Here is a 25,038-nt window from a genome sequence, read left to right as displayed (position 1 = left end):
GTCGGAAAATCGCTTCATGATCAAGCGGCGCGGGGGCTATGCGCGATGGCGAAGAGGTACGACAAGGTGCGGATCGACAGTCAATTTCGGGTCCGGGTCATGGCGGTGGTCCTGCTGAGCTTTTCCGGCGCCGTCGGCCCTGCCGCGCGTGCGCAAGAAGCGCCGTCGCCGCGGGTCGGGCATGAAGCCGCCCGCGAACTGGTCGGCAACACGCTGGTCTATGCCAAGCCCGAGCAGCCGAAGGTCGAGACGGGCGTGTACCTGCGGCTGGACGGTACCGGACTGGCGGCGACGCGCGGCGGCGGCGAGGCGCCAGCGCCGCGGGCGGTGCGATGGGCCAATTTGTCGGATGGGCGATTCTGCATCACCGATGCGGACCGGCAGCCGTGGGACGGCGATTGCGGCAAACTGTCGGTCGATGGCGCGCGCGCGACGCTGACCCCGAAAAGCGGACCGGCGTGGCCGGGGCGGGTGCTGGCGGGCGATGCCTGGCAGCTCGACCCGGCGACCGCCTTTACCCGGCGAAGCGACGGCAAAGCGGCGATCGCGGCGCTGGTCGGTCATACGATGATCTTTGTTCCGGAGGGCGGCAAGCGCGAATATCGTGCCCATTATCTGATGCCCGACGGGACCGCGCGGCGGGCGCATAACGACGAGCCCGATTTCGATCATTGGGTGCTGCAGGGCGACGAGCGCTGGTCGATCGGCGACGGGGACCGGCTGTGTTTCAGCGGCGGGGTTTGGAAAGAGGAATTTTGCGCGGCGGTGTCGATCGCCGGGGATCTGGTGACGCTGCGCCACCCGCGTGTCGGTTCGCTCCACGCCCGGCTGGTGGAGGGCGATGCCCGCAAGCTGTCGCCCGCGATCGATGCGGCGAACCGCAAGCGCGCCGCGGCGCTTGTCGGCAGGACGTTGCTGCTGACCGCGACCGACCGGCAGGCGGCGACCGACAGCCGGCTGTATTTTCAGCGCGATGGCGCCGGTCTGGCGAAACAGGGCGATCGCCCGCCCGAGCCGATACAATGGCTGTTGCAGCGCGACGGCAGGCTGTGCGTCGCCGCGCGGAAGCGGGCATGGCGCGATGGTGATTGCGTTGCATGGTCGCTCGACGGCGACCGGGTGACGCTGACGGCACCCGATCGCCCTGCCATCCCGGGCCGCCTGCTCCCGGGCAAGGCGCTGGACCGATGAAGCGGCGTTATCCCGCAGCGATCTCGGCGGCGGGATAATCCTCCGCCGCCGACGGGCAGCCGCCCTGTTTCATGATTTCGGGCTCGTCGGGGGTGAACCAGGACGATGCCTGATAATCGCCGTCATAATCATCGGCGTTGTAGATGCACACTTCGGGCTTGGTGCCGTCGGGGGCGATGACCACCGCCCAATTGTAGCGATCTTCGGCGCGCCATGCCCCGCCCCAGATCAGGATGCGGCCACCGGCGACGCGGACGATGGGAAGGCTGAGGCTGCGGTCGGCAAAGGCGATCCCCGCGCGGGTCTTGGCATCCGGGACCGCGGCGGCAATTGCCGACTTGACGGCGGGGTGGTCGAGGAAGCGGTGGCCGTTCACGACGTCGAACGGATATTTGCCGATATAGGGTGTCAGGTCGACGGGGCCACGGCGCGCTTCCTTGACGCTGATCGGGATCGAGGGCGCGATCTTGGGTTCGCTGGCGGCGGTTTTGGTCGGTTCTGTTTTTGGCGTCTCTGCCTCGGCGCAGGCGGACAGGGGGAGCAGGGCGGCGAGAGCGGCGGCGGCGAGTTTCATGGAGTCTCCTGTCTTTTGTGTGGGGTGGCTGGGAGCAGTGGTGGCGGCGCGCCATGGTAATCCGCTAACGCGCCGATGCCATGGCGGCGGTGACCCGGATCACATTGGCGCATCAGCCGCCTGCGGCGAGACGCACCGACGCGGGGGTGAAGGTGCGAACGCGATTGCGGCCAGTGCGCTTCGCTTCATACAGCGCCTGATCGGCCTCGTGCATCAGCGCCGACAGGTTGCGGCCGGGGACGGCGATGGTCAGGCCAATACTGGCGGTGGGGACGAGCGCGGCGGGGATGCGGTCGGCAGCGGCGGCGGCAAGGCCGGTACGGACGGCCTCGGCAAACTGGCGCGCGGTCTCGATGCCCGCGCCGGGCAAGAGCAGCGCAAATTCTTCGCCGCCAATGCGGCCGGCAATCAATTCGGCGGGGGCGATGGCGCGAACATGCGCCCCGAACGCCGCGATGATCGCGTCGCCAACGGCGTGGCCATAGGTATCGTTGACGCGCTTGAAATGATCGAGGTCGGCGATCATCAGCGCCACCGGGCGATCGTCGTCGAGGCAGCGGCGGAGCGCCGATCCGGCGCGCGCTTCGAACCCGCGGCGGTTCAGCAGGCCCGACAGATTGTCGTCATCGACCTGACGGCGCAGCTCGTTGATCTGGTCGATCGCGACCGCGACCATCAGCCCGATCGCGGCAAGCACCGACACCATCGCCTGGGTGAATTGGACCGTGGTCCAATAGACCGACTGTTGGAAACCGTCATAGCTGTCGAAGCCGCCGCCGAGTGCGAGCAGGACGATCGGCCGCGCGGTCAGGTTGATGACCGACAGCGCCGCGACCCAGAACAGCACGCGGTCGATGACATGGGGCTTGTGGAGCGGCCAGAGCGCGCGGACGATCATCATCGCGATGATCGCGGCGCCGATGCTGATCGACAGGATGCGCCCGCCGATACTCGGCTGGCCGAGGAGGAACCACAGAAACACTGCCATCGACGCCGCGGCGGCGAGCGCCATCGATCGCCACGGGATCGGCAGCCCATAGCGGCCGATGATCGCCGCGGCGAACAGTGCGCCGGTCGCGAGGAAGCCGATATTGGCGGGGATGCGGTGCAGCTCATAGGGCAGCGCGGGGCCGACATCGAGGATCAGAAAGGCGACGGCGGAGGCGGTGTAGGCGCCCGCGGCATAGGCGACATAAATGTCGCGGCGGTTCAGCCAGAGCAGGAAAAAGGCAGCCGCAAACAGCAGGCCGATGCCTGGATTGAGCAACTGGATGAAGAACTGCCCCGACAAATTTCTGCCTCTCTGCCCCCGGAAGGTAGCAGCGATATGGATAACGATGTCTTACTTTTCTGTGCCTTAGGTCACAGTGAGGTAAAAGCCCCGAACGATCAGGCGGTTCCGCGCACGACAAGATGAACCGGGATGCGGGTGCCGCTGCGGGTGCGTTCGTCATCTTCGAGCGCCATCGCGACAAGCGCCTCGCCCGCGGCGTCGAGATCGGGTTCGAGCGTGGTGAGCGCGGGGTCGGCGAGCGTTCCGGCGCGGATGCCGTCGAAGCCGATCAGCGCGACATCTTCGGGAACGCGGCGCCCGGCGTCCTTGAGGCCTTGCAGGACGCCGAGTGCGAGCATGTCCGACGCCGCAAAGATGGCATCGGTATCGGGGTGCGCTTCGAGCAACGCCTGGACCGCGGCGACGCCCTGCGCGTGACGGTCGGCGGCGGCGGGCGGCTCGGCGAGGATCGGGGTCAGCCCGTGCGCGGCCAGCGTTGCGGCAAAGCCGTCGCGGCGTTCGTCGAACTGGCGCTGCGGCGATTGCTGCGGCCCGACGAAGGCGATGCGCCGCCGCCCCGTCTGTACGAAATGGGCGGCGGCGATCTGGCCGCCGACATCATTGTCGCTGCGCATCCAGTGAAACGGGCTGCCGGGACTGCCCCAGCAGACGAAGTCGAGGCCCGACGATTGCGCGTCGGCAAAATATTTCCACGCCTCGCGGTTGCTGGTGGTGCCGATGACGATCATCGCGTCGGCGAGCCCCGAGGCGACAAAATCGGCGCGGAAATTGGCCTCGCTCTCCTGGAACGACACCAGCAGGTTGAACCCGCGCGCCGAGGTGGCGGCAGCGATGCTGCCGAGCAGCGCGAAATAGAAGGGGTTGATCGCGCTGCGATCTTCGCCGGGTCGGCAGATGGTGACGAGCGCTATCGTCTCGCTGCTTTTGAGGCGCAGCGACGAGGCATGGCGGTCGACGACATAGCCAAGTTCTCGCGCCGCGGCGGCGACCCGCGCGCGGGTTTCGGCGTTGACTCCGGGACTGTTGCGGAGTGCGCGCGAGACGGTCGATTGCGACACGCCGGCGCGCTCGGCGACGTCGAACGATGTCGGGCGCAGCATCTTTGCGGTCACCTAGGCTTCTCCCCTCTGAAGGCGTCTGTCGCCGTGGGCGTGGAGGTTGTCAATGTAGGTAGACGGTGATTGCGCCCCTCCCGTCATCCCGGCGAAGGCCGGGATCTCACCGGCGCGGAAATTCGAGAGGGCGAGATCCCGGCCTTCGCCGGGATGACGGGATAAGGGGGAGGCGCTTTGTCCTTAAAGACCATCCAAAGCCAGCAGCGCAAAGCTTGCGAGCCAATGTTCGCCCATATAGTCGCCGGTGACGTGCGGCAGCGCGGCGGCGAGGTGGCGTTCGGCTGCGTCCGCCGCGACGGGGGTGACGGGATGCGCGGGGCCGAGCGCGGCCGCGATGCTATGCCAGTTCCACGCGCGGCTGAGGTTCAGCCCGTCGAGATGCGCGATCTTGCCGTCGCTGCGGTCGGAGACGGTGGCGGGGGTGAAGAGGGTGGCGGGCTGCCGGGCGGCGGCGCGGGGGAGGAAGGCGTCGAACCAGGCGGGGAAATCGGCGCCGAGGACGACGGTCATCAGCTGCGCTTCGCTGAGCGCCGAGGAGAGAAATTCGTCGCCGCCAGGCTCCCACGCCTGGCAATCGCGGTCGTCGGCGAACCAGCGGCGCGCGCTGGCGTCGATGAGGGCGACGAGGGCTGGGTCGCGGGCCTCGGCCCAATGACGCGCGAGTGTCAGCGCGAAGGCGATGTTGAAATGGGTGCCGACGCGGAGCGGATAGGTGAGCTTGGGCAGGAAGGCGTGGAAGCGCTGCGCGAACGCTGCGGCAAGCGGTTGGAGCGCGGCGGCCCAAGGGGCGCCGTGTCGCTCGGCCTCGGCATGGAGCGCGAGGAGCCAGGCCCAGCCATAGGGGCGTTCGAACCCGGCGGCATAGGGGCGACCGAGAAACGCAAGTTCGCCCGCGACCTTTTCGGGGATGAGCATGGCGTCGGCGCGCGCGCGGATGTCGGCGGCGACGGGCAGGTCGGGGAAACGGCGCGCGAGGCGGAGGATTTGCCACCAGCCGTGGACGCAGCTGTGCCAGTCGAAGCTGCCGTGGAAGATCGGGTGATGCTCGCGCGGGGGCTTGGCGTCCTCGGGGCCGTTCAGGACGAGGTCCATCTTGTAGGGATATTCGCGGCCGAGGTGCGACAGGGTGGCGGTGGCGAAGCGGGTCGCGTGGTCGGGGGTGAGGGTCATGGAGCTGTCCTAGCCAAGATGATCCTCCCTGTCGCGCAGCGATGGGGAGGTGGCAGCGCGAAGCGCTGACGGAGGGGCTTTGGCGCAGGCGTTGTCGCCCCTCCACCACGCCCTTCGGGCGCGGTCCCCCTCCCCATCGCTTTGCGACAGGGAGGATTTAGAATGCAAAAATCCAGATGAAGACGATATTCACCGCGAGCAGCGGCAGCGCGGTGCCGATTTGCGCCTTGATCACGCCATAGGGATTTTTGAGTTCGAGCAGCGCGGCAGGGACGAGGTTGAAGTTCGCCGCCATCGGAGTCATCAGCGTGCCGCAGAATCCCGCGAGCATGCCGATCGCGGCGACGACCGCGGGGTCGCCGCCATATTGCTTGATCAGGAGCGGCATGCCGACCGCGGCGAGCATCACCGGGAAAGCGGCGAAGGCGTTGCCCATCACCATCGTGAACAGCGCCATGCCGAGCCCGAAGGCGAGCACCGCGCCGAACAGGCTGCCCTGCGGGATCGCGGTACCGATGAGATCGCCGACGACCTCGCCGACCCCGGCGAGCGCGAACACCGCGCCAAGGCTGGCGAGCATCTGCGGCAGGATCGCGGCCCAACCGACCGAATCGAGCAGGCGGCGCCCCTGCTGGGCGGGGAGCAGGAGCGGGGGCTTGAGGCGCGCCATGCCGACGGCGAGCGCGATGAGCACGCCAAGCGCGAGCGAGATGAGCGTTGCCTGTTTGGGGTCGGCGAGGCCGGGGAGCCATTTGAACAAAAAGGTACCCGCGAGCGCGGCGGCGGGGATGATCAGCGCGACGAACAAGAGGAAGGGACCATGCTTTGCGGCGCGCTCCGCCTGTACATCGGCGGGGATGTCGCCGCTGGGGGCGCGGCCTATCTGGCCGGTGCCCGCGATCGCGACGAGCGCGAGGACGAGGAGGCCGTTGCCGAAATCGCCGAGATAATCGCCGCCAAGCATCGACAGTGCCAGCAATCCCCAAAAGGCGGCGTTGCCGAAGCGTTTGGGATTGCTGCGGTCCATCGCGCCGAGCAGCGCAAACAGCGCGAAGGTCAGGCCGGCGAGGACATAGACGAAGCCGAGCGTGATCATGCCGCGGCCCCCTTGTTGGCCGCCATGCGCCGGTCGAGGCGGCGGAGGCGCAGGCCGTGGATCAGGAAGGCGGCGATCGCGGTCGGGATCGCCCAGAGCGAGAAATGCAATGGCTCGATCTGATAGCCATAGCCTTCGAGGACGCCCTTCATCAGCAGGATCGAGCCGATCGCAAGGAAGATGTCTTCGCCGAAGAACAGCCCGATATTGTCGGTGGCGGCGGATTGCGCCTTGATTTCTTCGCGCTGCTCGTCGGTGAGCGCGGGGTTGACGGCTTCGGCGGCGGCTTCCGCCATCGGGGCGACGAGCGGGCGGACGGTCTGGGCATGGCCCGCGACCGAGGTGAGCCCGACCGCGGCCATCGCCTGACGGAGCAAGAGATAGCCGGTGAGCAGGCGCCCGAGCGTCGCGCCCTTCATGCGGCCGATCAGGGTGCGGGCGTGCTGCTGGAGGCCATAAGCCTCGAGCAGCCCGATGACCGGGAGCACGATCCAGATGATGCTGACATAGCGCGTGTCGTTGAACGCCTTCCCGAAAGCGGCGACGATCGCGGCGATGTCGAGCCCCGCGGCGAGGCCGGTCGCGAGCGCCGAGGCCATGATGACGAGCAGCGGATTGAAGCGCAGCACAAAGCCCGCGATGATGATGAGGATGCCGATCAGGACGAGCATGGCTATTTTCCTCCCCCTTGATGGGGGAGGCAGCGAGACTTGCCAGCTTGCTGGCTAGTCGCAGCGGTGGGGGTGGGCGCTCGATCAGAGGCGACGGGGGCGGGGCGCACCCGCACCCCCATCCAACTCCGCCTAATCGCTTCGCGATAAGGCTTCGTATCCTTCCCCCATCGAGGGGGAAGGGGGGCGGTGGGCATTCCGTCATCCCCGCGTGGGGTAGACTGCGCTGTCGTCAACTTAACTCTCCCCGGTTTTTCCGTACCCACCGCCACCAGGCGTTTCGATCACGAACGCATCGCCTGCCGCGAGGTCGGCGCTGCCTGTTGCACCCAGCATCTCGACCGTACCGTCCCCGCGTTCGACCCAGTTGCGCCCCGGCGCGGCGTCGCTGCCGCCTGCCAGCCCGCGCGGCGCGACCGCGCGGCGGTTGGCGAGGATGTTGGCGGCCATCGGTTCGCGGAAGCGGATGCGGCGGGTGGCGCCGTCGCCGCCGCGCCACTGGCCTTCGCCGCCCGAGCCCCGGCGGATCGAAAATTCCTCGACGATCACCGGGAAGCGCATTTCCATGACTTCGGGGTCGGTCATGCGGCTGTTGGTCATATGCGTCTGGATGACGCTGGTGCCATTAAAGCCCGGCCCGGCGCCCGAGCCGCCCGCGATCGTCTCATAATATTGGTGCGCTTCGTTGCCGAAGGTGAAATTGTTCATCGTCCCCTGCGCGGGCGCCATCGCGCCGAAGGCGGCGAACAGCGCGTCGGTGATCACCTGGCTGGTTTCGACATTGCCCGCGACGACCGCGGCGGGATAGCGGGGCGAGAGCATCGAATTTTCGGGGACGATCAGGGTGACGGGGGCGAGGCAGCCCTCGTTCATCGGGATCGGGTCGTCGAGCATCGTCCGCAGGACGTAAAGAACGGCGGCGCGCACGACGGGGAGCGGCGCGTTGAAATTGTCGGGCAGGGTGGCGCTGGAGCCGGTGAAGTCGATGGTGACGTGGCGCGCGGCGCGATCGACCGTCACCGCGACGACGACCTCGGCGCCATTGTCCATCGCATAGCGGAACCGACCGTCGGCGAGGCGCGCGAGCAGCTGGCGCACCGCGGCTTCGGCTTGCGCTTGGCCGTGGGCCATATAGGCGGCGACCGTTTGGACGCCGTGCGCGGCGGAGAGGTCGGCGAGCGCGCTGGCGCCGCGCTGGCACGCGGCGACCTGCGCCTTCAGATCGGCGATATTGAGCGCCGGGTTGCGCGCCGGGAACGGGCTGTCCATCAGATGCGCCGCGACCGCGGCGTCGCGGAAATGGCCGTCGTCGACGAGCAGCATATTGTCGAAGATGATGCCCTCATCGTCGATGCTGCGGCTGTTCGGCGGCATCGATCCGGGGGCGATGCCGCCAAGATCGGCGTGATGCCCGCGCGCGGCGACAAAGAAGGCGGGGGTGTCCTGTCCAGCGACGAACACCGGCATGATGACGGTGATGTCGGGCAGGTGGGTGCCGCCGTCATAAGGGGCGTTGAGGGCGTAGGCGTCGCCTGGGCGCAGGCCGCGCCCATCGCGAGGCTGGCCGTCGGGGCCGGGGCCGCGTTGGCGCAGGATGGTGCGCACGCTTTCGCCCATCGATCCCAAATGGACGGGCATGTGCGGCGCGTTGGCGACGAGGCGGCCGTCGCCGTCGAAAATCGCGCAGGAGAAATCCAGCCGTTCGCGGATGTTGATCGACGAGGCGCTGTGCTGGAGTGCGCCGCCCATTTCCTCGGCGATCGCCATGAACAGGCTGTTGAAGATTTCGAGGCGGATGGGGTCGGGTTCTGTGTCTCCCCTCCCCTTCAGGGGAGGGGCCGGGGGTGGGGTCGCGCGGCCATGCGCAAGGTCGATGGACCCCACCCCTTCCCCCTCCCCTGAAGGGGAGGGGCTTATCTGGTTTTTCGAGAGCCGGAGCGTCCCTTCCTGTTCGACCGTCGCAGTCCAGCCCGGCTCGACGATCGTGGTCGACAGCGCGTCGATGATGATAGCAGGGCCGACCACGGTGTGCCCGGGGGCGAGGGCGCCGCGCTGGTGGAGCGGAACGTCGTGCGCCGCGCCAGCAAGCCAGGCGGTGACGGTTTCGGGTTCAGTCGCAGTTGTCGCCGATGGCGGGGGAAGAACCGCGGGTGCATCGCCCGCTTCGGTCAGTTCGACGCGGATGCGGTCGACGACGAGATTGTTGTGCGGGGCGTAACCGAAGCGCTGGCGGAAGGCGGCGGCGAAGGCGGCGGCGACCTCGGCGGGCGGCGCGAGGGGGAGTTCGATCGCATTGTCGCTGTCGGCGAGGCGGACGAAGAGCAGGGTTTCGCGGCTGGTTTGGGCGGTAGCGGACAGGTCGGCGCGCGCCTGCACCGAAAGTTCGGCTTCGACCGCGGCGAGGGCGGCGGCGCAATCATTGTCGAGCGTGAGCGCCAGCGTGCGCTCGCGGATCGCCGACGGGCGCGCGAGCCCCATGCCATAGGCCGAGAGCACCCCGGCGAGCGGGTGGAGCAGGATCTCGTCGACCCCGAGCGCGTCGGCAACCAGGCAGACATGCTGGCCCGCGGCGCCGCCGAAACCGACGAGGCTGTAACCCTGCGACACATCGTGGCCGCGCGCGATGGTGATGCGCTTGATCGCGTTCGCCATCTGCTGGACGCCGATCGCGAGCAAGCCTTCGGCGAGCGCCTCGGGGGTGATGTTGCCGACTTCGGCGGCCATCGCGGCGAATTTTTGCACGACGACTTCGCGGTCGAGCGGCTGGTCGCCCTTGGGACCGAAAAGCTTGGGGAAGTGACCCGGCTGGATCTTGCCGAGCAGCACGTTGCAATCGGTGACCGTCAATGGCCCGCCGCGGCCATAAGCGGCGGGGCCGGGGTTGGCACCGGCGCTTTCGGGGCCGACCGACAGGCGCGCGCCGTCCCAGCGGCAGATCGAGCCGCCGCCCGCCGCGACGGTGTGGATGCGCAGCATCGGGGCGCGGATGCGCGTGCCCGCGACGATGGTCTCGTTATCGCGCTCGAGGCGGCCGGCATAATGGCTGACGTCGGTCGAGGTGCCGCCCATATCGAAGCCGATGAGGCGGTCCTTGCCGAGCGGCGCGGCGCTGCCGACCATGCCGACGATGCCGCCCGCGGGGCCGGAGAGGATCGCGTCGCGGCCGTGGAAGGCGGCCGCGGCGGCGAGGCCGCCCGAGCTTTTCATGAATTGCGGGTCGACGCCCCCCTCTGATCCGGCGCCGAGCTGGCCGATGAATTGCCGCACATAATGGTGAAGAACGGGCGACAGATAGGCGTCGGCGAGCGTCGTGTCGCCGCGGCCGATGAGCTTGATCAGCGCGCTGACGTCGTGGCTGGCCGAAATTTGCGCGAAGCCGAGCTCGGCGGCGATGGTGGCGAGGTGTCGTTCGTGCGCGGGGTAGCGATAGCCGTGCATCAGCACGATCGCGATACTGGTGAGCCCCTGGTCGCGGGCCGCCTGCAGCGATGCGCGGGCGGCGGCTTCGTCGAGCGGGGTCAGGACGTCGCCCTCGGGACCCACGCGCTCGATGATTTCGGCCACCATGGCGTGCGGCGGCTGCGTGCGGTCGAGTTTGCGCCCAAAAAGCTCGGGGCGGTCCTGATAGCCGATGGCCAGCGCGTCGCCGAAACCGCGGGTGATCGCGAGCAAGGTCGGCTCGCCCTTGCGTTCGAGCAGCGCGTTCGTGGCCACCGTGCTGCCCATGCGGATCGCGAGCGGCGGCAGCGCGCCATCGCCTGCACCGGTCAGGTCGCGGATCGCGCCGACCGCGGCGTCGCCGGGGCGCGCGGGATCGTCGCTCAGATATTTGGTGGTGACGACCGTCCCGTCCGGAGACCGCGCGACGACGTCGGTGAAGGTGCCGCCGCGGTCGATCCAGATCTGCCAGCGATTGTCAGCGCGCAGGTTCACGGTCGGGCCAGCGGATGGTGATCGAAAGGCCGTGGTCGGCGGCGCTGCGCTGCCAATGGCCCTTCAGCTGCCGCTCGATCAGCGAACGGATGAAGTGAGTGCCGAAACTTTCGCTGTCGATCTGCGGGGTTTCAGGCAGGCCCGTTTCGATCCAGCTGAATTCGACGTCGCCGCCGTCGCGGCGCCAGGCGACGGCAAGGTCGCCCTGCCCGGACAGGGCGCCATATTTGATGCTGTTGGTGACGAATTCGTGGATCGCGAGCGACAGCGCCTGCGCGCCTTCGTCGTCGAGACGGACGTCGGGTCCGGTGGTCGCGGCCAGCCGGTCGGATGGCCAGCCGGCGAGTTCGAGTTCCCGGCGGACGATCTTGCCCAGTTCGACATTGTCGACGGCGCCGGTGACCAGCATCTGCTTCGCATCGGAGAGCGCGCGCATCCGCCCGTCAAATTTGGTTTCAAACTCGTCGAGGCTGGCCGATTCGCGCAAGGTGATGCGCGCGAGCGCGCCGATCCGCGCAAAGGCGTTTTTCATCCGGTGCGCCATCTCGCCGATCATCAGCTCGCGGTCTTCGGCATGGCGCGCCTTTTCGGCGGCGAGCGCCTGAAACGCGTCGATGCGTCGCCGCTGGACGCGGTGGAGCTGGGTCGCAAGCAGCGCGAGCGCGATACCGAAGATCAGGATGGCGATCGGGCGCCCGAGCCGTTCGAGCAGGCGGCCATAGGAGATTCGCATCGTCCATTGCCGATCGGCGACGTGCAATATCTGTTCCTGCGCGTCCCAGCCCATCGTTCCCTTGCGAAAAACGAGCGGCGCCCACGGGCCTTCCCCGGCAAAGATTTCGATGCCGTCGATGGTGTCGAGCTGCGTTCCGAGCACCGCCTGCATCATGTCGCTGGTGCGGAACGGCGCATAGACGAAGGCCTCGATCGGGCGACTGTCGCCCGAGGTCGCGATGGTTTCGGGGTTCGTCCCTGCCGGAGCGCGCGCATAAACGGGCACATAAATCAGAAATCCCGGCTGTTTGATCTTCACGCCCTTTTCCTGCGCGAGCTGAACGATGCCGCTCGCCGCGGGCTGTCCGGTCTGCCAGGCGCGGCGCATCGCGGCGCGGCGCGTCGGTTCGCTGTACATGTCGAACCCCAGCGCGGCGTCGCGGCGCGGGGTATAGGGTTCGACGAGGACGACGACAAAGCCGACGGGCTGGTCGGTCGTTGGCCATACCTTGATGTCGCGGCCGTAATTTTCGCGCAGCTTCGCCTCGACCGCGGCGGGGGTGTCGGCGCGCATCGCAGCGGCGATGCCCACGCCCTCCATCCCCGGCGCCTGCACCTGCGGCTGGAGCGCGGCGAGATAGGCGCGGATGCCGGGGCCGCTGGCGGCGGCGTCGGATTGATAGAGCGCGCGGACGCCCTTCAGCACCGCGACATGATCGTGCAGGCGCATGTTGACGTGCGCCGCCACCCGCTCGGCGCGATCGGCCTCTTCGGACTGGTTGTAGAGGAAACTTGCAGTCGCGGCGGCGAGCGTTGCCAAAAGGATGACCAGCCCGACGAACCGGACCAGCAGCGCCAACAGCCGATCTGCCCAAGAATTAGGGCGCATTCAATATTCCTGCCTGCTGGCTGCCGCGGCAGCGCCCCCCTCGCAATCGTCGATGTTCCACGCGGCGCGGTCGTTGGCAAGAATATTTCGCGAGGCGGTGAAATTCGGTTGAATGGGTTGCGGACAGCAACCTTTTCTCTATGCTGCCAGCAACAAAAAAAGGGAGCGTGGCGCGATGATTATCTACGGGTCTTTGGTGTCGCCGTTCGTGCGCAAATTGCTGGCGTATCTGGGCGAAAAGGGGATCGATTTCGAGCTGAAGGGCGTCGGCATCGGCGATCCCGACCCGGGGTTCCGCGCCGCGTCGCCGCTGGGCAAGATGCCGGCGATGGAGGATGATGGCTTCACGCTCGCCGATTCGAGCGCGATCATCCACTATCTGGAGGCGAAATATCCCGAACCCGCGCTGATCCCTGCCGATCCGCAGGAACGCGGGCGGGTGATCTGGTGGGACGAATTTGGCGACACGGTGCTGGCCGCATGTGGCGGCAAGATGTTCTTCAACCGCATCGTCGCGCCGAAATTCCTGGGGCGCGAGGGCGATCTGGCGGCGGCGGCGCTGGCCGAGAGCGAGGAACTGCCCAAGCTGCTTGCCTATCTGGAAAGCGCGATCCCGGCGTCAGGCTTTCTGGTCGGCGACCGGCTGACCCTTGCCGACCTGGCGGTCGCGTCGCCGCTGATGAACCTGCGCCACTGCGGCTGCGGGGTCGATGCCGCGGCCTATCCGAAGGCGGCGGCGTGGAGCGAGGCGATCCTGTCGCGCCCGAGCATCGCGCCGTGGATCGCCAAGGAAGAACGGATGATGGCGCGGGTGCTGGCCCCCGCGTCATAACGCGAGCAGCCACCCCGCGAGCGCCGCGGCGGCGATGATCGCCGGGGTCACCCACGCGCCCTTGATCCGCCAGACGGCGATGAGCGCGAGCGCGAACAGCAGGATCGCGGGCAGCGGCGCAGTAACGCGCGCGGCGGTGACTTCGCCGAGCTGGACGAAGGTCGCGGCGATGACACCGACCACGGCGGCGGCGACCCCGGCGAGCAGGCGGTGGAGCGCGGGGTTTTCGACCACCGCCTCCAGCCGTTCGAAGAAGATCAGCGAGAAGGCGAAGGCGGGCAGGAACATCCCCGCGGTGATCGCGAGCGCGCCGCCGGGGCCGCCGACGACATAACCGACGAAGGTCGCGAAGATGACGAGCGGCGCGGGCAGTATCCCGGCGAGCGCGACGCCGTCGAGGAAGGTCGCATCGTCAATCCAGCCGCGCCCGACGGTGTCGGCGCGGACGTAGGGGATCGCCGTATAGGCGCCGCCGAAGGTCAGGAGGCCGCCCTTCAGTCCGGCGACGAACAAGGCGAGCAGGGTGATCGGGGCGTTCGCGGCCCCGGCAACAAGCGCCGCGCCGGGGTCGGGCATCGCCAGCTGTCGCGCCGCCACGGCGGCGCCGATCGCGGCAATGCCGACGGCGAGCGCGACGAGCGGGCGCTGCGCCGCGGCATAGACAAGCCCGCCCGCGATGAGCGGGATCCAGAAGGGCACCGCAGCGAGGGTCGTGAGCAGGCTGGCGATGGCGATGACGGCGAGCAGGCGATCCTCGATGATATGCTGGCCGATGCGGACCATGGCGCGCAGGATGATCGCCAGCACCGCAATCTGTACCGCGAGCAGGACGCCGGTCAGCCCGGGGGCGCCTGCGATCCAGGTGACATAGAGCCAGCCCGCAAGCAGCATCAGCAAGAGGCCGGGGAGCATGAAGCCGAGCCCGGCGAGCAGGCCGCCGATCCGCCCGCGCGCGATCATCCCGAGGTGGACGCACAGTTCATGCGCTTCGGGGCCGGGCAGGACCTGCAGCACCGCGAGCAGGCGGTTGAAGCGCGCCGAATCGATCCAGCGTTCCTGATCGACGAGCGCGTGGCGGATCATCGCGATCTGCGCGACCGGGCCACCGAAGGCGAGCGCGCCGAAACGCAGGAATTTGAGGAACAGCGCGGGCAGGCTGAGCTGCGACGGGTCAGTCGGGGTGGGGAGAAGGCTCATATCAACGCTCCGGGCGCCGCGGTTGCGGCGGGTGGAGCGGACTTGGACGGCGCCGAACTGTTCTTGGCCGTCTGAACGGGCGTCCGCGTCGGCCCGTTGGCCCGTTGGCCCGCCTATCATCGAAGGCGCGCTGCGCTGTCAAGCCGGGTTGCTACAGCCAGCCGATGCTTTTGAAGCGCCAGAATACCAGCCCCGAGCCGCCGAAAATCAGGGCCAGCGCAAAGGGGTAGCCGAAGGCCCAGTCGAGTTCGGGCATGAACTCGAAATTCATGCCGTAAATCCCCGCAATTGCGGTCGGCACCGCAAGGATCGCGGCCCAGGCGGCGAGCTGGCGGGTGATGACGCCCTGGCGTTGCTGTTCGAGCATCCCGTTGGTTTCGATGACCGACGCGGCGACATCGCGGAGGCCAGTGAGGCGGAACTCAGCACGCTGGACATGATCCCAGATGTCGCGAAAGAAGGGCCGCACCGCCGGGTCGATGCATGGCAGGTCGTCCTCGCCCGCGAGGCGCCCGGCGACGTCTTTCATCAATCCGGCCAGCCGCTGAAACCGGATGACTTCGTGGCGCTGGGCATAAAGCTGGCGGATCTCGGCGGCGTCGAGCGGGGTGTCCATCACGCTGTCCTCGACCAGCAGCATCCGGTCCTCGATCGCGTCGATCAGCGGGAAATAGCCGTCGACGATGAAATCGAGGATGGCATAGAGGACGTAATCGGGGCCGTGCGCGAGCTTGGCGGGCAGGGTTTCGAGCCGCGCGCGCACTTCGCTGTGGGTGCGCGCCGAGCCGTGGCGGACGGTGACGATGAAGTGGCGCCCGACAAAGATCGCGGTTTCGCCCGACTGGATCGTGCCGCCGCCAAGGTTGCCGGTGCTGGCGATGATGAACAGCTGGTCGCCATAGACTTCGACCTTGGGCAGTTGCTTGGCCTTGGTCGCATCCTCGACCGCGAGCGGGTGGAGGCCGAAGCGTTTGGCGATGCCTTCGAGTTCGCCCGGTGTCGGCTCGTAGAGGCCAAGCCAGAAGAAATCGCCCTCGGCGCAATCGTCGGGAAGTTCCTCGTCGGGACCGATGTCGCGGACGAGCTTGCCGTCATGATAGACGCGGGCGGCCATGATCGGCATCGGCGGGCTACTCCCTTGTACTGCCGCTCCTATAATCGGCGCGGCGGCGAAGGGGAAAGGGTTCGTTGTGCGACGGCATGTCGATCGGGAAATAATCGCCCGCGCCCCTGCGAAGGCAGGGGCCCATCACCCGGCGCCACGATGTTAAGCGACGATGGCTGGCCAACGATGGCGTAGGCGATGGGCCCCTGCCTTCGCAGGGGCGCGGGGGTGGGTGGCCGAAAGGCTCAATCGTCGCGGTTGGCGATGTTGGTGAAGGCGGCCCAGGCGGCGGGGTGCGCCCATTCGGTTTTCCAGCCCGCGATTGCGCTGCCGTCGGCGCGCTTGCCGCTGCGCACCGCGGCCATGCCCTGTTGCAGCGCTTGCGCGCGCGACAGGTTCGGGTTGCTGCGCCGTGCGAGCAAAGTTTCGACGGTGAGTACCGCCGTGGCATCGTCCGACACGCGCCAGTGGCTGGCGAGCAGCGCGTCGGCCCCGGCGTAGAGGAAACCGCGCGCGAGCGCCGACAGGCTGTCGCCGCCGCCCGAATTTTCCGCCGACGCGGTGTTGCAAGCCGACAGGATCACCCAGTCGGCCGACAGCGTGAGCCGCGCCGCCTCGGTCGCGGTGAGCAGCCCGTCGTCGATGTCGCTGGCCGTGGTTGGCGGGGTCAGCACCAGCCCCGGCTCGCTGAAGCCGATCGACGGGTCGGGGAGCAGCCCATGCGTAGCGATCGCGACGATTTCGCTGGTCGCGAGCGCGGGGTCCTGGCGCAGCGCCGTCTCGGTCGCCTTGCCGTCGATCGTCAGGCTGCCCGGCGCGACGCCGAACAAACGTGCCATCGCCGCAAGTTCGACCTTGGTCCCGGGCAACGGCGCGAGGCGGCGTAGGACGTCGGGGTCGGCGAGCGGCGCGCCCGATAGCGACACGGCGTCGAATACCGCGATGCCGCGCGCGGCGCGCGATCCGGTGTCGCCCCCGGCCAATACCGGGGCGCCATAGCCGCGGAAACTGTTGCGGCGGCGATCGCGCGGCGGGTCGCGGTTCAGGGTCAGCGCCGCGACCGCGGGCAGGCTGGTAAAGGCATAGCGGTCGGACAGCCAGGCGGCGCGCGCCAGCGTGTCGGGATCGGCGATGTCGGCGCCCTCGGGCCGCGCGGTCGCCGACAGCATCGCCAGCGGCAGGTCGCCGAGCTTGCCCGAACTCGCGACATAGATGCGCTTGCTGTCCTTCAGCAGCGGTTCGACCGGTTCGATCAACAATTTGTAGAGCACGTTGGCGGTGTCGAGATCGAAGCGTCGATGGCCTTCGAGTTCGAGCGCCGACATCGGCAGCGCGTCGAGCTCGGCCTTGCGCGCCGCCGAACAGGTGGCGAAATCGACGTCGCAGCGCAGGTCCGAAATCTGTTTCAGGACGACCGCGACCTCTTTGCCCGGACGGCTCCACCCGACCGATGTCGGGGTGACGACGAACAGGTGCAGCGCGTTTGCCGCTTCGGTCATGAGCAGCAGCGCTTCGCCCGGCTTCAGCGCCTGCCGCGCTTCGGCCAGGCTGATTGGGCGCGGCGCGACGAGCTGGCGATAGGATGGATATTTGCTGTCGATCAGCGCGCTCACCTTGGCCAGCTCAGCCTGTACCGTGTCGAGTTCGCCGCGCAGCCGTGCCGCCTCGACCGGCTTGCGGTCGCCGAGCGCCCGCAGCAAATTCTTGTCGATGAGGTTCGACTTGGCGGCGAGATCCTGTTCCTGGCGTACCGTTTCGGCCATTTGCGGCGTCCTGGCGGCGCTGCGCGCGGCGGTTTGCAGCACCGCGCGGCCCGAAGCGGACGCGATCGCATCCTGGGCGGCGCGAAAGGCACGGTCCTGAATCTCCGCCTGCTGCGCGGCGTCGGGGGTGACCTCCATCAGGCCGAACGCGGTGTTCAGATAGGTGGTGAAAATGCCGCGGTCGGGGGCGGCCTGCTGCCGGTCGAGCGCCGCGAGCCCGACCGCGCCGCTGCCCGCCGCGCTTTGTTCGTTCAGTCGGCGCAGGATCGCGACCGCCTTGGCGGCCAGCGGTTCGGCCTCGGCGGCCTTGCCCTGGCGCAGCAGGGTCAGCGCCAGATTTTCATAGGCGCGCGCGGTGTCGATATGCGTCTCGCCAAGGTTGCGGCGCAGGATGGCGAGCGATTGGCGATAATAGGGTTCGGCGGCGCGGTCGCCGGGGCCGCTGCGGTCGCCGCGGACCAGCGCCGCGCCAACATTGTTGTAGGCGACAGCGGTCAGCGGGTGATCTTCGCCCAGCAGGCGGCGACGGATGGCGAGCGCCTTGCCACTCATCTCGGCCTCCTCGGCATGGCGTCCGAGCCCGCCGAGCGTCGTCCCGAGACTGAGATAGGCCCAGGCGGTTTCGGGATTATCCTCACCGAATTTGGCGCGATAGACGGCGAGCGCCTCGCGTATCAGCGGTTCGGCGCGCGCCGCGTCGCCACCGTCGCGCAAATTATAGGCAAGATTGATCTGGGTCGCGGCGTAAGAGGGATGGTCGCGGCCCGCGATGCCGCCCTGAATGTCCAGCGCGCGCCGATACATGGGCTCGGCCTCGGCATAGCGGCCCTGGCGGTTCAGATTATGCCCAACATTGGCGTACATCGTCGCGGTCCGCTCGCTGCTGTCGCCATAGGCGCGGCGCGTGCTGTCGAGTGCCTGGCGCAGCAGGGGTTCGATGGCGGTGGGCGGCATGCCGCGATTTTCCATGTTGAGCGCCAGATTGTTCGTCGCCTCCGCGGTCAGCGGATGCGCCGCGCCCAGCGATTTTGTCCGGATGTCGAGCGCCTTGCGATAGGCGGTTTCGGCCTCGCCAAAGCGTCCGGTCAGCCCGTAGCTATAGCCGAGCACGGTATAGCCGAGCGCCGCCTGAACGCTGTCGTCGCCCTTGGTCGCGCGCCAGATCGCGAGCGCGCGGTTCGCCGCGGTTTCGGCGTCGGCATAGCGCCCGAGTTCGGTAAAGTTCACCGCGCGGTTATAGTGATGCAGCGCGACGTCGGGGCCGTTCGGGCCGGTCATCGCCTCGTCGATCGCCAGCGCTTTGTCGAGCATCGTCGCGGCGTCTTCGAACTGGCCCAGACTGCGCAACGTGACCGCCAGATTGGCATATTGCGAAGCAGTTTCGCGGTGCTGTTCGCCGTGCAGCGCGATGTTGGCGGCGAGCGCCTGCCGGAACAGCTTTTCGGCGCCCTGCATGTCGCCGAGTTCGACCATAAGCCCGGCGAGATTGCCGGTCGCTGCAATCGTCTTGGCATGCTGCTGGCCAAATTGCGCGGTGCGCACAGCGAGCAGGTCGCGGCGCAGCGGCAAGGCTTCGGCCGGGCGGCCCTGTTTGGCAAGGTTGGTGGCCAGGAAGCCGGTGGCGGTGAGCGTCTGATCGTCCTGCGCCCCAAGGTATCGGCTATTGATCGCGAGGAGGCGGCGCCAATTGGCTTCGGCGTCCTTCAGCTGGTTTTGTTCCTCGAGGTTGAATGCCAGCGCGCGATAACCAAGGCTGGTGATCAGATTGTCGGCGCCATAGCGCTTCGTCGCTTCGTCGATCCAGCGCCGATAGACCTCGCCCGCCTCGCCAAGCTTGCCCGCCCGTTCAAGTTCCATGCCGCGGTTGATCAGGTCGAGCATCTTTTGCTGGTCGGCGTCGAGCGGCTTGGCCTCGGGGGCGGCGGCGCTGGCGGGGGCCGTGTCCTGCGCAAAGGCGGCGGGCGCGGCGGTCCACAAGGGGGCGGCGAGGAGCAGCGCGAGCAAGCGATGGCGTCGGTCGGTCATGGGACGGCGTATTCCCTGTCTTGTGTCAAGATAATGATAAATCTGGATATTGGCAGTGGTGGCCTTGCGCGATCGCGCGGCGGTCGGAAATCGTGGGTTATGGTCAGGCCTTAAAAGGCGCCGATTTGCGGGGGTGTGACGGGGATCACTGGCGCGCGGCGAGGTGATGACCCGGTACATTTGGATTTGAGCCAGCGCCATTTGGTTCGTCATCCCGGCGAAGGCCGGGATCTCGCCGCTGCGTAATCCCGCGAGGGTGAGATCCCGGCCTTCGCCGGGATGACGAAAATATGCTTAGTCGGCGCCTGCCCCCACCTGTGTTACCCAAATAAAACCCCTTGCCAAATGGGCGCTACAAATGTAGCACGCTACAAATGTAGCGCATGAGGTGAGTCGCATGTTGTCCAGTTTGCCGCCGCGGGAACGCGAAATTGTCGATATTCTGTACGAGCGCGGCGCGTCGACGGTGACCGAGATCGGCGAGGCGCTGAGCGACGAATTGTCGGGCTCGGCGATCCGCGCGATGCTGAAGCGGCTGGAGGCGAAGGGGTTCGTGGCGCGCGAAGCGTCGGACAACGGCTTTGTCTATGCGCCGAGCGTATCGGACAAGACCGCGCGCAAATCGGCGCTGAGCCAGGTGGTGCGGGTGTTTTTCAACGGATCGGCGACCAGTGCCGCTGCGGCCTTGCTGGGGATGCAGGAGGAAATGAGCGCGGATGAGCTCGACGAGCTGGAAAAGCTGATCGGGCAGGCGCGCGAAGGGAGAGCGAAATGATGATCACCGCTTCGATGTTGATCGGGCTCGCCTGGAAGTCGGTGCTGATCGCCGGGCTGACGCTGGCGTTGCTGCGGCTGGCGCGGACGCGTTCGGCGGGCGAGCGATCGCTGGTCGCGCATGTCGGCCTGCTGGCGCTGCTGGTGCTGCCGGTCGCCTCGCTGGCGCTGCCGATATGGCAGCCGCTGCCCGCGAGCTGGGTCGCCGAGGCGGCGCCGAGAGCCGTTTCGAGCGACGCGACGGGGGGATCGGCGGTCGATCCGGTGGCCGCGACGACATCCGTCCCGGTCGTGGCGGACACCGCCGGATGGCCGCCGATCAGCTGGTCGGTGGGGGCCGACCTCGCGCCCTTTCTCTACCTTGTCCCGCTCGCGCTGCTGTTTGGAGTGATGCTGCTGGCGGTGGTGCGGCTGTTCGCGATGCGCGGCCGCGCCGAGGTGCTGGTCGACGGGTCGTGGCTGTCGGCGCTCGCAGAGGCGCAGCGGCGGATGGGCTTCAAACATGGTACGGCCTTGCTGGTCAGCGACGAACTGCGCTCGCCGATCAGCTGGGGACTGCTGCGGTCGACGATCGTCTTGAGCCCGAAGGCGGCGCAGGCGGTCGGCGAGGCAGAGGCGATCATCGCGCACGAGCTGGCGCATATCGCGCGGCTCGATTGGGCCAAGCTGCTTGCCTCGCGCATCGCCTGCGCGATTTTCTGGTTCAATCCCCTGGTGTGGATGCTGGCGCGCGAAAGCCATCAGCTGCGCGAAGAGGCGGCCGATGACGCGGTGCTGATGGCCGACATCGACGGTCCCGACTATGCGACCTTGCTGGTCGGTGCGGCGCGGCATGACAATAGGGCGGCGCTGATGGCGGCGCATGGCGTCGCGCCGTCGAAGAGCAGCCTGAAACGCCGGATCACCCGCGTGCTCGACGCCAGTCTGAAGCGCGGGCCCGCAAGCGCGAGCTGGGTGTTGATGAGCCTGGTCGTGCTGGCCGGCGTCACCGCACCGCTGGCCGCCTTTTCGGCGACCGCAGCCGAAGAAAAGATCGCCGCAAAGGATAACCGGACCGCGGCGCTGGCCGAGCGGAAATCGGCGATCGCGTCGGCGCGCGTTGCCGGAGCGGCGCAAGGCGATGCCGAGGATCAGGCCGCCGCGGCGGCATCGACCGAGAAGCTGAGCGCCGAGCAGCTGATCAACCTGCGCGCCGTCGGGGTAACCGCCGACTATGCCGCCGAGATGCGCGCCGCAGGGGCGTCGATGGATGTTGATGAGCTGATCTCGGCCCGCGCGAGCGGGGTCGATCCCGCCTATATCCGGCAGATGCGCCACATCTTTCCGAACGTGGACGTCGACGAATTGGTCGGCGCGTCGGCGTTGCACATCGAGCCTGCCTTTGCCCGCGACATGAAATCGCATTTCCCCGACATCGGCATCGACGATGTGATCGCGCTGCGCGCGATGGGGGTCGATTGCGACTTCGTCACCGACATGCGGAAGGCCGGGGTGCGGATGCGCAGCGCCGACGACGCGATCGAATTGCGTGCGACGTCGAAAGTCCGAGCGACCGCCAGGTCAAAGTCGGCGACGGCGCGGTCGGCGAGCGGCCCCACGGTCCGCATGAGCGCGTACGGGATGACGATGGAAGCGCACAGCAGCGATGGCCGGGTCGCGCGGATCGAAATGGCCGAACCGTCGGCACCCCCCGAACCTCCGGTGCCGCCAACCAGCTGACGCCCGGACATTCGTCCAAGCCTGAATATCGTTGATCGAAGCCTTGTTTTGAAACGCCGCTGCGGGGGCGAGCGATGACGCTCGTCCAGCGTCGGCAACAGGAGTGCTGCCATGAAAACCCCCATGATCGCCGCAACCGCCGCGCTGATGACCGTCATCGCCTGCGCCGCGCCAAGCAACGCCGCCGACCCGCTGGTGATGACCGACATCGAATGGAAAGCGCAGCCCGGCAAAGGCCAGCCGCAGTTGCGCGTAAGCCACGGGCGGTCGAGCAGCGATCTGTCGCTGGGCAGCGCGCGCGCCGCCTTGGCGCCTGCCCGCGATGCGCTGCAGGGCGCGGCGGGGCCGGTGACCTTTACGGTGCAGCATGAGGCGGGAACGCTCGCCTGTACCGGCACGCTGACGCGCGCGTTCGAAGGGGCGGGCCGTTGCCGCTTTACGTCTGACCCCGCGTTCGAGGCGGCGCTGGCGTCGCGCGCGCTGGTCCCCGAGCGGCGCAGCGACATGCTGTCGATGCTGATGGTCGACGCGACGATCGCGCTGGCCGACGGGCTGACCGATGCCGGGGCGCGGCCGAAAGACGCCGACGAGCTGATCGCCGCGGCGGCGCTGGAGGTGACCCCCGCCTATCTTCAAGACCTGAAATCCGAAGCATTGGTGCTGACCGACGTCGACGATGCGATCGCGTGCAAGGCGCTGGGGGTCGACGGCGCCTATGTGCGCGGGCTGGCGGCGGCGGGGTATCGCAAGCTGAGCGCCCATGATGTCGTGGGGATGAAGGCGATGGGGGTCACCGGCGAATATGCCATGGCGATGAACCGCGCGACGCAGGGGATCAAGTGATGCGGCTCATCAGCCTTTGCGCATTGTCCGCCGCAATCGCATCGCCGGTGATGGCGCAGGAAACTGCAGCGACCGGTGAAGCACCGCCGCCCGCTGCCACAGCGACGGCGGCGACTGGCGTGGACGGCAGCGCGCGGCAGGTCTTCACCGCCGCCGATTTCGCCCGTTACGCACCGACGAACGCCTATGACATGCTCAACCAGGTTCCCGGTTTTTCGATCCGCGACAATGAAAATCTGCGCGGGCTGGGGCAGGCGACCGGCAATGTGCTGTTCAACGGCGAGCGACCGTCGAACAAGGGTGACGATATGTACACCCAGCTGTCGCGCATCCCGGCGGGCAATGTCGAACGGATCGAGATCGTCGACGGCGCGACGCTGGATATTCCGGGCTTGTCGGGCCAGGTCGCCAATATCGTGTATCGCGCCGACAGTTTTTCGGGCCAGTTTTCCTGGAAACCCGAATTTCGGGCGCATCATACCGACCCGTTGCTGACACGCGCCGACGTGTCGGTTCGCGGGCGGAGCGGTACGGTCGAATATGAGGTTGCGCTGAGCAACGACAGCGCCCGGCGCAGCGGCGCCGGTGGGCCGACGATCATCACCGACGGGGCGGGGCAGATCACCGAACGGCGCCATGACGTCTGGAACACGCATTTCGATGCACCGAAGCTGTCGGGGCGGCTGACCTGGGACCCGGCGGGCGACACGGTGGTGAACATCGGCGGACATTATCAGCGCGAATATGACCGCTATGACGAGGATGGCGTACGCGCGTCGCCGGGCCAACCCGACCGGGAGCGTATCGTCCGCCAGACCGACGATGCCTGGAATTACGAGGTCAACGGCGATTATCAGTTCGGGGTGGGGCCGGGCAGGCTGAAGCTGATCGGGCTGCGCCGCTTCAGTCACGAACCTTATGTGCAGGAGATCGTCACCACCCCCATCGGCGGCGCCGCGACGGGCGACCGCTTTGCGCAGACCGGCGACATCGGCGAAACCATCGGGCGCGGCGAATATCAGTGGAAGATGCTGGGCGGCGACTGGCAATTGTCGGGCGAGGCGGCGTTCAACAAACTCGACAATGTCGCATCGATCGCGGTGCTCGACGCGAACGGCGTGTTTATCGAACAACCATTTGTCGGCGGCACTGGCGGGGTGAAGGAAGATCGCTACGAAGGCTTGCTGAGCTTCGGTCGCAAGCTGACCGATACGCTCAATTTCCAGATTATCGGCGGCGCCGAACATTCGACGATCACCCAGACCGGAATGAACGGGCTGACGCGCAGCTTTTTCCGTCCCAAGGGCTCAATCTCGCTGGCGTGGACGCCGTCGTCCGATTTCGACGTGTCGGCGAAATTGCGTCGCCGGGTGCTGCAACTGTCCTTTTATGATTTTCTGGCGCGCGCGTTCCTGAACGACGGCAACCAGAATGAAAGCAACAACGACCTGCGCCCGCAGCAGGACTGGACCTATGAGGCCGAGATCAACAAGAAGTTCGGCGCGTGGGGATCGACCAAGCTGATCCTGATTTACCGCGATGTCGAGGACCGGGTCGATGTCGTCCCGGTCGGCGCGACCGGAGAGGCGGTCGGCAACATCGCCAAGGCAAAGGCAGGCGCGATCGACTGGACCGCGACGATCAACCTCGACCCCGCGGGGTTGAAGGGCGTCAAGCTCGACACGCGGCTGCTGCTCCAGAAATCGTCGCTCCGCGATCCCTTTACCGGCGAAAAGCGCCAGTGGAACGGTTTCACCGACACCGTCGCCTATGTCGGCCTCCGGCACGACGTCGCGGGCACCGATTGGGCATGGGGCGCTGACGCCGAATATACGCACAATCAGCCCAGTTACCGGCGCAACCAAAGCGACAAGATCTGGGAAGGGCCGGTGTGGGCGACGGTCTTTGTCGAGCACAAGAATGTGATGGGGCTGACCGTGCGCGCGCACATCCGCAACATCGCCAACGCCCGGTCGAAGCGCGACCGCACCGTTTACACGGGGGTGCGCGGTGCGAGTCCGATCGCCTTTGTCGAAGAACGCGACCGGCTGATCGGTCCGATCTTCTCCTTCTCGGCGCGCGGGACGTTTTGAGGGGGGACATGATCCTCCCCGTGGCGCAGCCATGGGGAGG

Annotated in this window: 17 protein-coding genes; 6 read left to right on the top strand and 11 right to left on the bottom strand. The window is 67.6% G+C overall.

Features of this window, described 5'->3' with window-relative positions; genetic code table 11:
- Positions 1–45: 45 nt before the first annotated feature.
- Complete coding sequence (locus G9408_RS09755) at positions 46–1,191, top strand: hypothetical protein (RefSeq protein ID WP_168453817.1); 1,146 nt, start codon at positions 46–48, stop codon at positions 1,189–1,191.
- Positions 1,192–1,198: 7 nt separating this feature from the next.
- Here G9408_RS09755 and G9408_RS09750 read toward each other — a convergent pair whose 3' ends face one another.
- From G9408_RS09750 to G9408_RS09715, 8 genes are all read right to left on the bottom strand, one after another.
- Entirely contained in the window at positions 1,199–1,765 is a 567-nt protein-coding gene (locus G9408_RS09750; protein WP_168453816.1) for a hypothetical protein, read from the bottom strand.
- Between the two features lie 112 nt (positions 1,766–1,877).
- Positions 1,878–3,056 carry a GGDEF domain-containing protein gene (locus G9408_RS09745; protein ID WP_168453815.1) on the bottom strand — a complete coding sequence of 393 codons (1,179 nt, stop codon included), beginning with the start codon at positions 3,054–3,056 and terminating at the stop codon, positions 1,878–1,880.
- Positions 3,057–3,154: 98 nt separating this feature from the next.
- Positions 3,155–4,171, bottom strand: coding sequence for a LacI family DNA-binding transcriptional regulator (locus tag G9408_RS09740; protein WP_168453814.1), 1,017 nt, complete (start codon positions 4,169–4,171; stop codon positions 3,155–3,157).
- 183 nt (positions 4,172–4,354) lie between these two features.
- Complete coding sequence (locus G9408_RS09735) at positions 4,355–5,344, bottom strand: DUF2891 domain-containing protein (protein ID WP_168453813.1); 990 nt, start codon at positions 5,342–5,344, stop codon at positions 4,355–4,357.
- Between the two features lie 157 nt (positions 5,345–5,501).
- Positions 5,502–6,440: a DUF979 domain-containing protein gene (locus tag G9408_RS09730; protein WP_168453812.1), complete on the bottom strand. Its 939-nt coding sequence runs from the start codon at positions 6,438–6,440 to the stop codon at positions 5,502–5,504.
- A complete protein-coding gene (locus tag G9408_RS09725) occupies positions 6,437–7,111 on the bottom strand; it encodes a DUF969 domain-containing protein (protein ID WP_168453811.1) in 675 nt (224 codons plus the stop codon). The genes G9408_RS09730 and G9408_RS09725 overlap by 4 nt, the downstream gene beginning before the upstream one ends.
- 237 nt (positions 7,112–7,348) lie before the next feature.
- A complete protein-coding gene (locus G9408_RS09720; protein WP_328804431.1) occupies positions 7,349–11,044 on the bottom strand; it encodes a hydantoinase B/oxoprolinase family protein in 3,696 nt (1,231 codons plus the stop codon).
- Positions 11,028–12,647 (bottom strand): CHASE domain-containing protein, encoded by a 1,620-nt coding sequence (locus G9408_RS09715; RefSeq protein WP_168453810.1) that lies wholly within the window; start codon positions 12,645–12,647, stop codon positions 11,028–11,030. Before G9408_RS09715 ends, G9408_RS09720 begins: the two co-directional genes overlap by 17 nt.
- Positions 12,648–12,822: 175 nt before the next feature.
- Between G9408_RS09715 and G9408_RS09710 the strand changes: the two genes are divergently transcribed.
- Positions 12,823–13,479: a glutathione S-transferase family protein gene (locus G9408_RS09710; protein WP_168453809.1), complete on the top strand. Its 657-nt coding sequence runs from the start codon at positions 12,823–12,825 to the stop codon at positions 13,477–13,479.
- Here G9408_RS09710 and chrA read toward each other — a convergent pair.
- From chrA to G9408_RS09695, 3 genes are all read right to left on the bottom strand, one after another.
- Positions 13,474–14,676 (bottom strand): chromate efflux transporter, encoded by a 1,203-nt coding sequence (gene chrA / locus G9408_RS09705; RefSeq protein ID WP_168453808.1) that lies wholly within the window; start codon positions 14,674–14,676, stop codon positions 13,474–13,476. The two genes, G9408_RS09710 and chrA, sit on opposite strands and share 6 nt — an antisense overlap.
- A 151-nt stretch (positions 14,677–14,827) precedes the next feature.
- Complete coding sequence (locus G9408_RS09700; protein ID WP_120215265.1) at positions 14,828–15,799, bottom strand: magnesium and cobalt transport protein CorA; 972 nt, start codon at positions 15,797–15,799, stop codon at positions 14,828–14,830.
- Between the two features lie 227 nt (positions 15,800–16,026).
- Complete coding sequence (locus G9408_RS09695) at positions 16,027–19,569, bottom strand: CHAT domain-containing protein (RefSeq protein ID WP_168453807.1); 3,543 nt, start codon at positions 19,567–19,569, stop codon at positions 16,027–16,029.
- Positions 19,570–19,966: 397 nt separating this feature from the next.
- On the opposite strand from G9408_RS09695, the gene G9408_RS09690 reads away from it, so the two are divergent.
- The 4 genes from G9408_RS09690 (at position 19,967) to G9408_RS09675 (ending at position 24,998) form a co-directional block, all read left to right on the top strand.
- The gene (locus G9408_RS09690) at positions 19,967–20,344 is read left to right on the top strand and encodes a BlaI/MecI/CopY family transcriptional regulator (protein WP_120215267.1); all 378 of its coding nucleotides are present in this window, start codon (positions 19,967–19,969) and stop codon (positions 20,342–20,344) included.
- Entirely contained in the window at positions 20,341–22,062 is a 1,722-nt protein-coding gene (locus G9408_RS09685; RefSeq protein ID WP_168453806.1) for a M56 family metallopeptidase, read from the top strand. Before G9408_RS09690 ends, G9408_RS09685 begins: the two co-directional genes overlap by 4 nt.
- Before the next feature lie 111 nt (positions 22,063–22,173).
- A complete protein-coding gene (locus G9408_RS09680; RefSeq protein WP_168453805.1) occupies positions 22,174–22,905 on the top strand; it encodes a hypothetical protein in 732 nt (243 codons plus the stop codon).
- Positions 22,905–24,998 carry a TonB-dependent receptor plug domain-containing protein gene (locus G9408_RS09675; protein ID WP_168453804.1) on the top strand — a complete coding sequence of 698 codons (2,094 nt, stop codon included), beginning with the start codon at positions 22,905–22,907 and terminating at the stop codon, positions 24,996–24,998. Before G9408_RS09680 ends, G9408_RS09675 begins: the two co-directional genes overlap by 1 nt.
- Positions 24,999–25,038 lie beyond the last annotated feature (40 nt).

Origin of the sequence: Sphingopyxis microcysteis (assembly GCF_012274265.1) — a bacterium.
Lineage (GTDB): Bacteria > Pseudomonadota > Alphaproteobacteria > Sphingomonadales > Sphingomonadaceae > Sphingopyxis > Sphingopyxis microcysteis.
Note: the sequence above shows the minus strand (reverse complement) of the source record. Positions and strands in the feature narration are given on the sequence as shown.